We start from the raw sequence: 14681 nt of genomic DNA on the forward strand, positions 1-14681 counted from the left end.
GTGAAAATTCCAGCGACTAGCGTTTCGAGTGGCTGGCCGGCGCCCGCCGCGCCGTTCCCGCTGGCCACCACTTTTTGCCTGTCATTTTGAACTCGCCACGTACGAACGCCCACGGCACGAAACCTGCTACCCTCCCGCCCACGACGAGCAGATGCGCCGGGTTCCGGGGCCATGATCATCGACGCCGCACAACTCGCCACCTGGCTGGGGCAATTCCTCTGGCCCTTCGTGCGTGTCGGCGCCATGCTCCTCGCCGCCCCGGTGTTCGCCAACACGGCGATACCCACCCGGATTCGCGTGCTCTTCAGCGTGGCGCTCACGGTGGCGGTGATGCCGGCGGTCGAGAGCGTGCCGGCGCTCGATCCGCTGTCGCCGGCAGCCGTGGTTCTTGCCGCGCAGCAGGTGATCATCGGTGTGGCCATGGGGCTGGTGCTGGCCATGGCATTCCAGGCGGTGGTGATCGCCGGTGAGAGCATCTCGCTGACCATGGGGCTGGGTTTCGCGACCATGGTGGATCCGCAGACCGGTGTTCCCGTGCCGGTGCTCTCGCAGTTCCTGCTCGTGGTGATGACGCTGCTCTTCCTGGCGTTCGGCGGCCACCTGGTGCTCATCCAGCTTCTCGCCGAGAGTTTCCGGTTGCTGCCGCTCACCGCCGGCGGTCTGGAAGCCGCCGACTACCGGACCGTGGTGGCGTTCGCGAGCACGATGTTCGCGGGCGCCGTCGTGCTCGCGCTACCGGCGCTGGCGTTTTTGCTGATGGTGAATATGATCATTGGCGTCATGACCCGCGTCGCCCCGCAGATGAACATCTTCTCCGTGGGCTTCCCGATTACCATGCTCACCGGGTACGTGATCCTGCTCACCCTGGTCGTTCCCTCGCTGCCGGAGCGTATGTCCGCCCTCTGGCGCCAAGCGTTCGACGTGATGCGCCAAATACTCGGCGGTTGAGCAAGAAGCAAGTGCAAAGCTGAAAGTATCAAGCGGGAAGCGGGCGCAGCCGTGCCGGGAGGAAGCTGCCGTGCTCTGCTCGCGGACGCTTTTGGCTTTCAACTTTGAACTTGCTGCTAGCTCCGCGCCTGGCACGAAATCTGCTGCGCTCCCAGTGCCTCGTTGACACATCAGGACTTCTTCGATGGCCGAAGAAAACGAGAACGGGCAGGAGAAAACCGAAGAACCGACCCAGAAACGCCTGCGGGAAGCGCGGGACAAGGGGCAGGTTCCGCGGTCGCGGGAGTTGACGACGACTTTGGTCATGATCGCCGCGGCGGTGGGGTTGCTCACGCTCGGGAGTTACATGGCCAAGGGGCTGGGCGAGTTGCTGCGCGGGACGCTGGCGCTGGAGCGTGAGGCAGCCTTCGACCCTGCGGCGCCGGTGAGAATGTTTCAGGAGGCGATCGTACAGGGGCTGCTCGTGGTCATCCCATTCGCAGGATCCATGTGGCTGGTCAACGTGGTCGCGCCGGTGGCGCTCGGTGGCTGGTCGTTCAGCGCCAAGGCTCTCGCCCCCAAGCCGGAAAAGCTCAATCCGCTCAAGGGACTGAAACGGCTCTTCGGGGTGAGTGGGCTGATGGAGCTCGCCAAGGCGCTCGCCAAGATCGTGGTGGTCGGTGTCGTGGGCGCGCTCATGGTGAGGCTGCAGCTGGACGACTTCGTGGCGCTCACCGGGCTGCCGCTGCAGTCGGGTGCGGCGCGCGCGGCGGACCTCTTTTTCGGGACCTTCCTGGTGCTCGCCGTCTCGCTGATCGTCATCGCCGCAGTGGATATTCCCTACCAGCTCTGGGACCACACGAAGAAGCTGCGCATGACCCGCCAGGAGGTGAAGGACGAGCTCAAGGACACCGAAGGCAAGCCGGAGGTGAAAGGCCGCATCCGTCAGCTTCAGCAGGAGCTCGCCCAGGGCCGGATGATGGAGGCGGTACCGGAGGCGGACGTGGTGATCACCAACCCGACGCATTTCGCCGTGGCGCTGCGCTATGAGCAAAAGGGCATGCGCGCGCCGAAGCTTGTGGCCAAGGGCACTGACCTGGTGGCCCGGCGTATCCGCGAGGTGGCCAGCGAGCACCGGGTGACCGTGTTCGAATCGCCGCCGTTGGCACGGGCCTTGTACCACAGCACCGAGCTCGATCGGGAGATACCGGCCGGGTTGTATCTGGCGGTCGCTCAGGTGCTTGCCTACGTTTTCCGGCGCCGTAACGGCGCGGCGGCGGGTCAGGCCCCGCAGCCGGAGGTGCCGGAGGAGTTCATGGACCTGGCGCGAAAGGGGTTCGCCGATGAGGCTGAGGAGTAAGGAATCGGCATGGCAGCGGTAATCGCAAAAGGCTGGCGGCACATCGGGGTTCGAGGGCTGGGAACGCCGGCGCTGCTCATCGCGCTGCTGGCGATGATGGTGGTGCCGTTGCCGCCATTCGTCCTGGACATGCTGTTTACCTTCAACATCGTGTTGAGCCTGGTGATCCTGCTGGTCACGGTCTACAGCCTGCGGCCGTTGGAATTCGCCGCCTTCCCGACGGTGCTGCTGGTGGCGACACTGCTGCGGTTGGCGCTGAACGTGGCTTCGACCCGGGTGGTGCTCATCAACGGGCACAATGGTCCCGGGGCGGCAGGCAGCGTCATCGAGTCATTCGGCGAGTTCGTCATCGGCGGCGACTACGCCATCGGCCTGGTGGTCTTCGCGATTCTGGTGATCATCAACTTCGTGGTGGTGACCAAAGGCGCCGGGCGTGTTTCGGAGGTGAGCGCGCGTTTCACCCTGGACGCATTGCCGGGCAAGCAGATGGCCATCGACGCCGACCTCAACGCCGGTATCATCGACCAGCGCGAGGCCAAGCAGCGGCGTGAGGATGTCGCCCAGGAGGCGGATTTCTACGGTTCCATGGATGGTGCCAGCAAGTTCGTCCGCGGTGACGCCATCGCGGGCATTCTGATCCTGTTCATCAACATCGTCGGTGGACTGTCCGTGGGGGTGCTGCAGCACGGCATGCCCTTCGGCGAGGCGATGCACACCTACACGCTGCTGACCATCGGCGACGGTCTGGTGGCGCAGATTCCGTCGCTGGTGCTCTCCACGGCGACGGCCATTCTCGTGACCCGCGTATCCTCCTCCCAGGACATGGCCGGGGCGGTGCTGACACAGCTTCTGAGCAATCACCGCGTGCTCTACATCAGCGGCGGTATCGTGACCTTCCTCGGGCTGATTCCCGGCATGCCCAACTTCACGTTCCTGCTGCTCGGCGGGATCTGTCTGGGTGTGGCCTGGTGGCGGTATCGCGAGGGCGAACGCGCCGCCGGCCCCGAGGAGCCCGTCGCCGAGGAGGCGGCCGAGCCGAGCCCGGAGCAGCGCGAGCTCACCTGGGAGGACGTGCCGCCGGTGGACACCATCGGCCTGGAGGTGGGCTACGGGCTCATTCCGCTGGTCGACCGCAATCAGGGCGGGCAGCTTCTCACCCGCATCAAGGGCGTGCGCAAGAAGGTCTCCCAGGATCTCGGCTTTCTCGTGCAGTCGGTGCACATTCGCGACAACCTGGATCTCGGTCCCAACGCGTACCGGATCAGCGTGCTCGGGGTGCCCATCGCGGAGGCGGAGATGCAGCCCGGCCGCGAGCTCGCAATCAACCCCGGCGGCGTCTCCGGCACGCTCGAAGGAACCCCGACCCGGGATCCGGCGTTCGGCCTGGAGGCGGTGTGGATCGACGGCAATCAGCGCGACTATGCCCAGAGCCTGGGCTACACGGTGGTGGACACGAGCACCGTGATCGCCACCCACCTGAGCCAGATCATCCACGACAACGCGCACCAGTTGCTCGGCCACGACGAGGCGCAGAAGCTCCTCGACATGCTCGCCCAGCAACAGCCCAAGCTGGTGGAAGAGCTCGTCCCCAACACCCTGTCGCTCTCGGTGGTGGCGAAGGTGCTGCAGAACCTGCTCGCCGAACGTGTGCCGGTGCGGGACATGCGCACCATCGTCGAGACGCTGGCCGAGCATGGGCCGCGGATGCAGGACCCCACACAGCTCACCCAGATCGTGCGCGAAGCGCTGGGACGGATGATCGTGCAGAGCATCGGCGGCATGAGTGCGGAGCTGCCGGTGATCACCCTGGAGCCTCAACTGGAACAGTTGTTGCTAGATACCATCCAGGGGGCGTCCGAGGGCGCCGCGGGTTTCGAGCCCGGCCTTGCCGAGCGGCTGCAGCGCTCACTCACGGAGAGCGCGCAGCGTCAGGAGCTCGCCGGCCAGCCCGCGGTGCTGCTGACCTCGCCGCAATTGCGCGGTTGGCTGTACCGGCTAACCCGTCACGGCACACCGGGGCTGCATGTGCTCTCGTATAACGAGATCCCGGATGACCGCCAGGTGCGGATCGTGGCCACGGTGGGGCAGCAGCAGGTCGCTCAGTAACAACGGTGCCTCGCGCACTATTGGCTACCAGGGATGCGGAGTGACGGCATGAAGATAAAGCGGGTGTTCGCCGAAGACATGCGCCAGGCCATGCGCCAGGTCCGGGACGTGCACGGGCCGGATGCCGTGATCCTCTCCAGTCGCCGTGTCGAGGGCGGGGTGGAGGTGATCTCGGCGGTGGACTACGACGAGAAGGCCGTTCGCGAGGCCGTGGCGGAGGCCGAGCGGGGCGTGTCCCCGACGCCTGCCAGTTTCAGCGACACGCTCGCACGGGCCGAGCGTGAATCCACGGCGCCGGCCGCGCGTACAGACCGCCCGCGCCTGTCCGTCACCGTCGGTGACGACGACGAGCCGCCACCGGCCGACGGGAATCCGACGGCCGACGACGTTTCCCCGGCGCCGCTCGATCTCGAGTACGAACGCGCCGATGCCCCCGCGTCGACACCGGACCCGGCTGCCGGGGAGCAGGCACCGCGGCGTGCCAGTGCCGATCGCATCCAGTGGACGCCGGAGCCGGCCATGCAGGCAATGCGGGAGGAGCTCAGCAACCTGCGCACGCTCTTCGAGAATCAGCTCACGCTCATGGAGTGGCAGCAGATGGGCCGCGCCAAGCCCGTGCGCGCGGCGCTGCTGCGCCGGCTGCACGCGATGGGGCTGGCGGCGGACGTCTGCCGCGGTCTCGCCGACGCAGTGGGGGCCGAGGAGGACCTGGAGCAGGCGTGGGGACAGGCCATGAAGCTGGTGCGCCGTCACCTGCCCACCGCCGACGACGAGATCGTCGACCAGGGCGGCGTGGTGGCCGTGGTAGGGCCCACCGGCGTGGGCAAGACCACCACCGTCGCCAAGCTCGCCGCGCGTGCGGCGTTGCGCCATGGCCGTCACCAGGTGGCGCTGGTGACCACTGACAACTTCCGGGTGGGTGGCCAGGAGCAGCTGCGCAGCTTCGCGCGCATTCTCGGTGTGCCGGTGCATGCCGCGGCCGACGGCGAGGAGCTCACCGCGCTGCTCGCCGACCTCGCCGACCGGCGTCTGGTGCTCGTGGACACCGCCGGCATGAGCCAGCGCGATATGCGGCTTGCCGAGCAGTTCCGCACTCTCGCCGCCGGCGAGCGGCAGGTGCGGCCCTATCTGGTGCTCTCGGCGAACACGCAGCTTTCGGCGTTGATCGAGACGTTACGCGCTTTTCGCGCTGTTGCGCCGGTGGGTTGTATCCTGAGTAAGACGGACGAGGCCACGAGCCTGGGCGGCGCGATCACTGCCGTGATGCGCAGCCGCCTGCCGGTGGCCTACGTGGCTCACGGCCAGCGTGTGCCCGAGGATCTGCGCCCGGCCCGTGCCGAGGCGCTGCTGGAAGAGGCCGAGGCGCTGGCCGAGCGTTACAAGGCGGCCACCGAAGACGACGAATCCCTCGCCGTGGCGTTCGCGGGTACTGCGGCGCGGCGGGGTTGAGGGGCATGGATCAAGCGGCGGGACTGAGACGCATGTCGGAGCCGAAACCGGTCAAAGTGATTGCCGTGACCAGCGGCAAGGGCGGGGTTGGCAAGACCAACCTCTCGGTAAACCTCGCCACTGCGCTGGCGCGTGCGGGCCGTGGCGTGATGCTCTTCGACGCGGACCTGGGGCTTGCCAACGTCGATGTGCTGCTCGGGTTGTCGCCGCGGCGCAACCTCTCGCACGTGCTTGACGGCGAGGTCAGCCTCGAGGAGGTCCTGCTCGACGGTCCCGAGGGGGTGCACATCGTGCCCGCGTCGTCGGGTACCCAGCGCATGGCGGAGCTCTCCCCGGCGGAGCACGCGGGACTCATCCGCAGCTTCAGCGACCTGTCCGTGGACCTGGATTACCTGCTGGTGGATACGGCGGCGGGTATCTCCGATTCGGTGATGAGCTTCGCGCGTGCCGCCCGCGAGGTGCTCGTGGTGGTCTGCGACGAGCCCTCGTCCATTACCGATGCCTACGCGCTCATCAAGGTACTCAACCGCGACCACGGCGTGACGCGCTTTCACATGGTGGCCAACCGCGTGCCCGGGCCGCGTGAGGGCCAGGACCTCTATGGCAAGCTCGCGCGGGTCACCGACCGCTTTCTCGACGTCACCGTGGAGTACGCCGGCGCTATCCCGGAGGACGAGCGCCTGCGCGCAGCCGTGCAGCGCCAGCGACCGGTGGTGTCGCTGTATCCGGGTAGCCCGTCGGGCCGGGCGTTCCAGGCACTCGCCGATCGCGTGGAGCAGTGGCCGCTGCCGAGCCGTGCCGACGGCCAGCTCGAGTTCTTCGTCGAGCGGGTGATCCGCTATGGCAGCCGGGTAGGGGAGTTCGCGGGATGAACGGACCCTCGATGTACGAAGCCGTGCAGGGACAATGCGGTGACGATCTGCTGGTGCGCCACGCGCCGCTCGTGCGTCGAATCGCGCATCACCTCGCCAACCGCCTGCCGCCGAGCGTGCAGCTCGAGGATTTGATCCAGGCCGGCATGGTAGGGTTGCTCGAGGCCGCCCGCCAGTTCGATGCCGGGCAGGGGGCGAGCTTTCAGACCTATGCGGGCATTCGCATTCGCGGCGCCATGCTCGACGAGATACGTCGCCTCGACTGGACGCCGAGATCGGTGCACCGGCGCTCGCGCGAGGCGGGCGAGGTGATCCAGGCGCTGGAGCACGAGCTCGGACGCGAGCCGAGGGATGCGGAGGTGGCTCAGCGGCTCGGGGTGTCGCTGGACGAGTACCACGCTACGCTCACCGACGCTGCCAGCGCCCGGCTGTTCAGCATCGACCAGGAGGATCCGACGACCGGCGAGGCCCACGAGCCCCAGGGCGACGGCCCGTCGCCGCAGGATGTGCTCGCCGACCGGGGCTTCCGCGCGGATCTCGCTGCAGCCGTCGCCAAGCTGCCCGAGCGCGAGCAGCTCGTGATGCAACTCTATTACGATGAGGAGCTCAATCTGCGCGAGATCGGCGAGGTGCTCAGTGTCAGCGAATCCCGCATCAGCCAGATTCACGGCAAGATCATGCTAAAGCTTCGTGCGCACCTTGCCGATTGGATAGAGAGGTGAGAGTGCATCTCCGGCGGCCCTCCGCACCCGAGAGGCGCCGGCCGCCGGCACGGTTACCGCGAATTCGCTCAGGGGGAATAGCGTGGCATTGAACAAGAACATGAAGATCCTCGTCGTGGACGATTTCTCCACGATGCGTCGGATCATCCGGAATCTGCTCCGTGATCTCGGCTTCGAGAACATCTCCGAAGCCGACGACGGCAACACCGCGTTGCCGATGCTACAGCGCGGCGGGTTCGATTTTCTCATCACGGACTGGAACATGCCGGGCATGAGCGGCATGGACCTGCTAAAGGGTGTGCGCGCCGATCCGGATCTGGCCGACCTGCCGGTGCTCATGGTCACTGCCGAGGCCAAGCGGGAGCAGATCATCGCTGCCGCCCAGGCGGGTGTGAACGGTTACATCGTCAAGCCCTTCACTGCCGTGACGCTCAAGGAGAAGATCGAGAAGATCTTCGAGCGCATCAATGCGGGGGGCTAGCGCCATGACGACCGACGACCGCAGCCAGCAATACCTGGCGCTCGCCCGCGATCTCATCGAGCGCATCGAGGGCGGTGACGAACAGGGGATCCAGGAGACCATCGATGAGCTGACCCGATTGCGCGAAACGGAGCTCTTCCGCGAGATCGGCGTGCTCACCCGCGAGCTCCACGAGGCACTCAAGTCTTTCCGCGTGGACAGCCGTCTGTCGGACATCGCTTCCAGCGAGATTCCCGACGCCAGGCAACGGCTGAACCATGTCATCGACGTGACCGAGAGCTCCGCGCATCGAACCCTCGAGGCGATCGAGACGAGCCTTCCCCTGGTGGACGAGCTGCGCGCGCAGGGCAACTCGCTCCACGAGCAGTGGCAACGCTTCCGCCGTCGTGAGCTTTCCGCCGACGAGTTCCGCAAGCTCAGTCAGGAGGTGGAAGGCTTTCTCGCACTCGCCGGCAGCCACGGCGAGGCGCTCAACCATTCCCTCTCCGATGCGCTCATGGCGCAGGACTACCAGGACATCACCGGCCAGATCATTCGCCGGGTGATGACGCTCGTCCAGGAGGTCGAGGACGGGCTGGTCGGACTCGTGCGGCTCGCCGGTCCGAGGATGACTGAAGAAAAGAGCAAACCTGCCGATAAACCCACCGAGAAGAGTCAGCCGGAGGTCCACGGCCCGGCGGTACCGGGACAGGACCAGGATGTGGTGTCGGGGCAGGATGAGGTGGACGACCTGCTCTCCAGTCTCGGCTTCTGAAGGGGGCGCGCATGGCCATCGATCCGCAGGACGATATCGTCCAGGACTTCCTCGTCGAGTCGCGGGAGATCCTCGAATCCCTCGGCGAGCAACTGGTCGCTCTGGAGCGCAGCTCCCAGGATCGCGATCTGCTCAACTCGGTATTCCGGGGATTTCATACCATCAAGGGCGGTGCCGGCTTCCTGGGGCTGGACGAGCTCGTGGACGTCTGCCACCAGACGGAGGACATCTTCAACCTCCTGCGTCAGGGCGAGAAGCAGATGTACCCCGAGCTCATGGATGATGTGCTCAAGGCGCTGGACGTGGTCAACGATATGTTCGACCGCCTGGATGCGGCACAGGATCTGGAGGCGGCGCCGGAGGCTCTGCTGCAGTCGTTGCGGCGGCACAACCAGCCCGACGCCGACATGCCCGCCGCGCCCGAGGGGGATGCAGCGACGCCGACGGCCTCGGCGGATAACACATCCGCAGGCGGGGGTGGGGATGCCGCGTCCGGCGACATCAGCGACCGGGAGTTCGAGGCGCTGCTCGATGCCCTCGACGGTGGTGAGGAAACCTCCGACGGCGCCTCCGGGCAGAAGGCCGGGGACGTGTCGGCGGACGGTGAATCGTCCGGGAGCGACAGCGACGAGATCAGCGACGACGAGTTCGAGCGGCTGCTCGACGAGCTCCACGGTGACGGCCAGCACGGCGGTGTGCCCCAGCAGCCGGCGGATGCCACTCCCGCCGCGAGCGGCGATGGTGACGAGCACATTACCGAAGACGAGTTCGAGCAGCTCCTGGACGACCTTCACGGCAGCGGTAAGGCACCGAAGGCTGGTAGCGAGGCGCCGGCCGCCAGTGCTGCCGGACAGCAGGAGCCCGCCGGGGCGGCGTCACCGCAGCGCTCGGAGCCCGCGAAATCGTCCCCGGCTCCGGAATCCGGTACACGCGAGACCGCTTCCGGCGGCAGTGGGGGTAGCGCCAGCGGGGGAGGCGGCGGCAGCGCGCCCGCGGAGCCCGGCGGCGGTCAGCCGGCGGCACAGCCGCAACGCGGCGAGACCAGCGTGCGCGTGGACACCGCCAAGCTCGACGACATCATGAACCTGGTCGGCGAGCTCGTACTGGTGCGTAACCGCCTCTCGACTCTGCGCGGCGAGCTCGGCGACGAGCGTCTCGCGCACGCGGTGGGTAACCTCGAGCACGTGACCTCGGATCTGCAGAGCGCGGTGATGAAGACCCGCATGCAGCCCATTCGCAAGGTCTTCGGCCGTTTCCCGCGAGTGATCCGCGACCTCGCGCGCAGTTTGCAGAAGGAGGTCCAGCTCGAAACCAGCGGCGAGGAGACCGATCTCGACAAGAATCTGGTGGAGGCGCTGGCCGACCCACTGGTCCACCTTATCCGCAACTCCGTCGATCACGGCCTGGAGTCGCCGGACGAACGCGTCAATGCCGGCAAGCCACGCACCGGCACCGTGCGCCTGTCCGCCGAGCAGGAGGGGGATCACATCCTGCTCGTGATCGCCGACGACGGCCGCGGCATGGATGCGGAGAAGCTTCGTCAGCGCGCCGTGGACAAGGGTGTGCTCGACGCGGAATCGGCGCGCCGGCTGGACGAGAGCGAGTGCTACAACCTCATCTTCGCGCCCGGGTTCTCCACCAAGGACCAGATTTCGGACGTCTCCGGGCGCGGTGTGGGCATGGACGTGGTGAAGAACCGCATCTCCCAGCTCAACGGCACCGTCGATATCGACTCGCGCCTGGGCGAGGGGACGACCATCCGCATCAAGGTGCCGCTCACCCTCGCCATTCTGCCGACGCTCATGGTGCGTATCAGCGGGCGCAAGTTCGCCCTGCCCATGTCGGTGGTGCGCGAGATTTTCGAGCTCGACCGGCGGCGCACCAACGTCGTCGACGGTCGGTTGACCGTCATGGTGCGTCAGCGCGCGATGCCGCTGTTCTTCCTCGAGCGCTGGCTCGACCGCCTGGGCGCCGAGGCCGTGGTGCCCGCCAAGGCGCTGGAGCCGGGCGAGCAGGAGGAGGACTCCCAGGTGGTGACCGTCGCCATCGGTCACCAGACCGTGGGCTTCGTCGTCGACGAGGTCATCGGTCTGGAGGAGGTGGTCATCAAACCCCTCGGCGCGATGCTCCACGGCCTGCCCGGGCTCGCCGGCTCCACCATCACCGGCGACGGCAGCATCGCGCTGATCGTGGACATCCCGAGCCTGATCAAGCAGTACGGCTCACGCCTGTAGGGATTCAGGAGGACCCGCTTTGGCCAACGTTCGGACCCTGATCGTCGATGACTCCGGCTTCTTTCGCCGTCGTATCCGCGAGTTGCTGGATGCCGACCCCCAGATCGAGGTCGTCGGGGAGGCGGCCAATGGCCGGGAGGCGGTCGACCAGGTCCGCAAGCTCCGTCCGGACGTCGTCACCATGGACATCGAGATGCCGGAGATGGATGGGATCGCCGCGCTGCGCGAGATCATGCGCCGCTATCCCACCCCGGTGCTGATGTTCTCGTCGCTCACCTACGACGGCGCCCGGCCGACGCTCGCCGCGCTGGAAGCGGGGGCGGTGGACTTCCTGCCGAAGCGTTTCTCCGACATCTCCAGCAACCAGGAGCATGCACAGCGGCTGCTGCGGGAGAAGGTGAAGCTGGTCGGCCGCCAGGGCGCCCGCCGCAAGGCCGCTGCGCCGACCGCGCCACGGGAGACACGCGGCACGGCCCCGCGTCCGGGCACCGCGCCGCCGCAGAGACCGGCGGCGCGCGGACCGGAGCTTCAGGCCGGCAAGGTGCGGCTGGTGGTCATCGGCACCTCCACCGGCGGGCCGGTGGCGCTGCAGAAGGTGCTCACCCGCCTGCCGGCAGCATTCCCGGTGCCGGTGCTGCTTATCCAGCACATGCCGGAAACGTTTACCGAGGCGTTCGCGGCGCGCCTGGATCAACTGTGCAAAGTCAAGGTCCGCCAGGCCGGCGAGGGCACGCCGCTGCGCGCTGGCGAAGCCGTGCTCGCCCCGGGCGGCATGCAGCTCGGGTTGCGCCGTGCCGGCGGCCAGATCGTCACACGTCTGTTCGAGCCCACCCCGAGCCAGTTCTACCGACCGAGCGTGGATATCGCCTTCGACGATGCCGCCAAGGTCCTGCCGGGGCACGTGCTCGGCGTCGTGCTCACGGGCATGGGCGCGGATGGTTGTGAGGGGGCCCGCGCGCTCAAACGCGGTGGCTCGCTAGTGTGGGCGCAGGACGAGGCGAGCAGCGTCATCTACGGCATGCCGGCGGCGGTGGCCAAGGCCGGCCTGACCGATCAGATTCTCGACCTCGAAGCCATCGGCCCGGCACTCGCCAGGTTGCGGGGTTAGCGCAATGCGTGTCTGGACGGTTGCCAATCAGAAAGGCGGCGTGGGCAAGACCACCACGGTGGTCAGTCTTGGCGGCCTGTGCGCGCAGCGCGGGCATCGCACGCTGCTGGTGGACCTCGACCCGCACGGATCGCTGAGTAGCTATTTCGGCCTCGATCCGGAAGCCGTGAAACCGGGGCTCTACGAGCTCTTCCGCAACGATGGCGCCATGGATCCCGACATGTTGCGCGAGACCGGCGTCGACGATCTCATGCTGTTGCCGGCGTCCACGGCGCTCGCGACCCTCGACCGCCAGCTCGGGACCCGCAAGGGGATGGGGCTGATCCTCCGTCGGGCCCTGGATGCGCTGCACGGTCAGTTCGAGCGGGTGCTGCTGGACTGCCCGCCGATGCTCGGGGTGCTCATGGTCAATGCGCTCGCCGCCAGCCAGCGGGTGGTGATTCCCGTGCAGACGGAGTTCCTCGCGGTGAAGGGACTCGAGCGCATGACGCGAACGCTGTCGATGATCCAGCAGTCCCGGGGACACGAGCAGCCCCACGTCATCGTGCCGACACTCTATGATCCGCGTACCCGCGCGTCGGTGGAAACGCTGTCACTGCTGCGAGACGACTACCCGGACAGCCTCTGGGATGACGTGATCCCCGAGGACACGCTCTTCCGCGAGGCGAGCAAGCAGGCGATGCCGCTCACCGTGCTGCGCCCGTGGGCGCGCGGCAGTCAGGCCTACCGGCGGCTGCTGACGTACATCGAGGCCGCTGGCGACGACGACCGCTACGCAAAGGTAATGGGCAATGACGCGGCCATCTGACCGTCACGACAACCGCCTGCTCGAGCAGGACGACGCCATCCGGGGCTACCTGGATGCACTGCTGCGTGACCTGCCCGACGCCGAAATCGATACCGAACCGGCCCCCGGAGCGGCTCCGCCGGAACCCGCGCCGTCAGTGGTGCCGGTGGCACCGCCCCGCGAGGCGCCGCCGCCGGCGAATGCCCCGGTGCCGGATACGGCATCCGCCGACGCCGCGCCGGTGAATGCGCCGGGTATTCCGGAATGGGCGCAGCCGGAGTTCCAGGCGCTACTGTTCAGCGTGGGTGAGCTCAAGCTCGCCGTACCGCTGGTCAAGCTCCACAGCGTCATTCCCTGGAGCGAGCACATCGCCACCATGCCTCGGCAGCCCGATTGGGCGCACGGCATGATGCGCTATCGGGACAAGAACGTGGTCGTTATCGATACCGCCCGTATGGTGTTGCCGCCCCAGCATGCCCGGGCTGATGCGGAGGCCGGGGAGCCGGCTCACATCCTCATCGTCGGCGACGGCCGGTGGGGACTGGCATGCCGGAGCATCGGCGAGGTGGTGCGGCTGAAGCCGGACGAGGTGCGTTGGCGAAGCCAGCGTGGCCAGCGCCCGTGGCTCGCCGGCACCGTGCTCGGTCGTCTGTGTGCGCTAATGGATACAGGGGCTTTTGCCGATATGTTGAATACGGGCGCACAGGGCGCGGCGGTTCGCACTCAGATGAAGGAGTGACTGACGACATGGCGGAACAACAGCAGTTGCAGGATCACGCCGAGGCGGGTGGTGCTGTTACCCAGTGGGTGACTTTCACCCTGGACGACGAGACCTACGGCATCGGCGTGATGCAGGTGCAGGAGGTGCTGCCCCTCTCGGAGATCGCCCCTGTGCCGGGGGCGCCCCCGTACGTGATGGGCATCATCAACCTGCGCGGCAACGTGGTGACGGTCATCGATACCCGGATGCGCTTCGGTTTGCCCCAGAAGGAGCCGGAGGAGAGCAATCGCATCGTGGTCATCGAGGCGGGCGATCATGTTGCCGGCATCCTCGTCGACAGCGTCGCCGAAGTGACCTACGTGCGCGACGGAGAGATCGACACGGCACCGAACGTGGGCAACGAGGACGCCTCGCGGTATATCTACGGCGTCGTCAGCCGGGACGACGACCTGCTCATCCTGGTCGACGTCAACCGCCTGCTCTCCCGTGAGGAGTGGGAGGAGGTCGCCGAGCTGTGAGCGCGTGCCCGCGGGGCGCTCGGGGTGACGCCGGCGGCGGCGCCGTTTACCCTTGAGCGATGATGGCATTCGCGGTCGTAGCGTTCCTGCTCGCATTCAGCGCCCTGGCGGGTGCCGGCTGGCTATTTGCCAGCGTGCGTACCCTGGAGCGCCGGGTACAGGCGCTGGAGACGGTGCGTGACGATCTTTCCGAGCAGTTCCGTGCCCTTACCGCCGGCGCGGTGGGGCAGGGGGAGCGGCTCAATCGCCTCGAAGACGAGTTCGGCCGTCTCCGCCATCGCCTGGATACCGTCGCGAGCCAGGAAGCCGGCGGTGGGCCCGCGTTCTCCCAGGCGATCCGCCTCGCCCGCCGCGGCGCTTCCGCCCGCGAGGTGATGGAAACCTGCGGCCTCAGCGAGATGGAAGCCGAGCTCGTGGTCACCCTCCACCGCGACGGCGGTGGCAGCGGTGTGTCGGATTCCGGCTAGTCGCAGCAAGCGTTGCCCTCGCCCCGCGCCCGAGGTGCTGCATGGCGTGGCAGCCGAACCACCAATACACGAAGACCACCAAGCCGCGCTCGCCGAACCACCGCCGCTGCCCCAATGGCCGTAGGTCGGTTGCTCTTGGCAACCGACTCCCCCGCACGGGCGCCGCCCTTTGCAC

14 protein-coding genes are annotated in these 14681 nt (G+C 67.3%); all 14 read left to right on the plus strand.

Annotated features, from left to right (window positions below; genetic code table 11):
* The first annotated feature begins 171 nt into the window (after window positions 1–171).
* The 14 genes from fliR to ACPEES_RS14815 all read left to right on the plus strand — a co-directional run bounded on the left by fliR (window position 172) and on the right by ACPEES_RS14815 (window position 14506).
* Window positions 172–948, plus strand: coding sequence for a flagellar biosynthetic protein FliR (gene fliR, locus ACPEES_RS14750; RefSeq protein ID WP_435104286.1), 777 nt, complete (start codon window positions 172–174; stop codon window positions 946–948).
* A 184-nt stretch (window positions 949–1132) separates the two neighbouring features.
* Window positions 1133–2287, plus strand: coding sequence for a flagellar biosynthesis protein FlhB (gene flhB / locus ACPEES_RS14755; protein ID WP_435104287.1), 1155 nt, complete (start codon window positions 1133–1135; stop codon window positions 2285–2287).
* A gap of 9 nt (window positions 2288–2296) precedes the next feature.
* Window positions 2297–4393: a flagellar biosynthesis protein FlhA gene (gene flhA, locus ACPEES_RS14760; RefSeq protein ID WP_435104288.1), complete on the plus strand. Its 2097-nt coding sequence runs from the start codon at window positions 2297–2299 to the stop codon at window positions 4391–4393.
* A gap of 48 nt (window positions 4394–4441) precedes the next feature.
* Complete coding sequence (gene flhF / locus ACPEES_RS14765; RefSeq protein ID WP_435104290.1) at window positions 4442–5842, plus strand: flagellar biosynthesis protein FlhF; 1401 nt, start codon at window positions 4442–4444, stop codon at window positions 5840–5842.
* Between the two features lie 32 nt (window positions 5843–5874).
* Window positions 5875–6714: a MinD/ParA family protein gene (locus ACPEES_RS14770; protein WP_435104291.1), complete on the plus strand. Its 840-nt coding sequence runs from the start codon at window positions 5875–5877 to the stop codon at window positions 6712–6714.
* On the plus strand, window positions 6711–7436 hold the full coding sequence (locus tag ACPEES_RS14775) for an RNA polymerase sigma factor FliA (RefSeq protein ID WP_435104292.1): 726 nt from the start codon (window positions 6711–6713) through the stop codon (window positions 7434–7436). Before ACPEES_RS14770 ends, ACPEES_RS14775 begins: the two co-directional genes overlap by 4 nt.
* 100 nt (window positions 7437–7536) lie before the next feature.
* Window positions 7537–7917: a chemotaxis response regulator CheY gene (gene cheY, locus ACPEES_RS14780; RefSeq protein ID WP_435104303.1), complete on the plus strand. Its 381-nt coding sequence runs from the start codon at window positions 7537–7539 to the stop codon at window positions 7915–7917.
* A gap of 4 nt (window positions 7918–7921) precedes the next feature.
* A complete protein-coding gene (locus ACPEES_RS14785) occupies window positions 7922–8671 on the plus strand; it encodes a protein phosphatase CheZ (protein WP_435104294.1) in 750 nt (249 codons plus the stop codon).
* A gap of 11 nt (window positions 8672–8682) precedes the next feature.
* Entirely contained in the window at window positions 8683–10905 is a 2223-nt protein-coding gene (locus ACPEES_RS14790) for a chemotaxis protein CheW (RefSeq protein ID WP_435104296.1), read from the plus strand.
* 19 nt (window positions 10906–10924) lie between these two features.
* Window positions 10925–12013: a protein-glutamate methylesterase/protein-glutamine glutaminase gene (locus tag ACPEES_RS14795; protein ID WP_435104298.1), complete on the plus strand. Its 1089-nt coding sequence runs from the start codon at window positions 10925–10927 to the stop codon at window positions 12011–12013.
* Window positions 12014–12017: 4 nt separating this feature from the next.
* Window positions 12018–12821 (plus strand): ParA family protein, encoded by an 804-nt coding sequence (locus tag ACPEES_RS14800; protein WP_435104299.1) that lies wholly within the window; start codon window positions 12018–12020, stop codon window positions 12819–12821.
* Window positions 12805–13539, plus strand: a complete 735-nt coding sequence (locus tag ACPEES_RS14805; RefSeq protein ID WP_435104300.1) for a chemotaxis protein CheW — start codon at window positions 12805–12807, stop codon at window positions 13537–13539. Before ACPEES_RS14800 ends, ACPEES_RS14805 begins: the two co-directional genes overlap by 17 nt.
* Before the next feature lie 8 nt (window positions 13540–13547).
* Entirely contained in the window at window positions 13548–14039 is a 492-nt protein-coding gene (locus ACPEES_RS14810) for a chemotaxis protein CheW (RefSeq protein WP_435104301.1), read from the plus strand.
* Between the two features lie 62 nt (window positions 14040–14101).
* The gene (locus ACPEES_RS14815) at window positions 14102–14506 is read left to right on the plus strand and encodes a DUF2802 domain-containing protein (protein ID WP_435104302.1); all 405 of its coding nucleotides are present in this window, start codon (window positions 14102–14104) and stop codon (window positions 14504–14506) included.
* Window positions 14507–14681: the final 175 nt, after the last annotated feature.

Source organism: Arhodomonas sp. AD133 (assembly GCF_051195215.1).
Taxonomy (GTDB): Bacteria; Pseudomonadota; Gammaproteobacteria; order Nitrococcales; family Nitrococcaceae; genus Arhodomonas.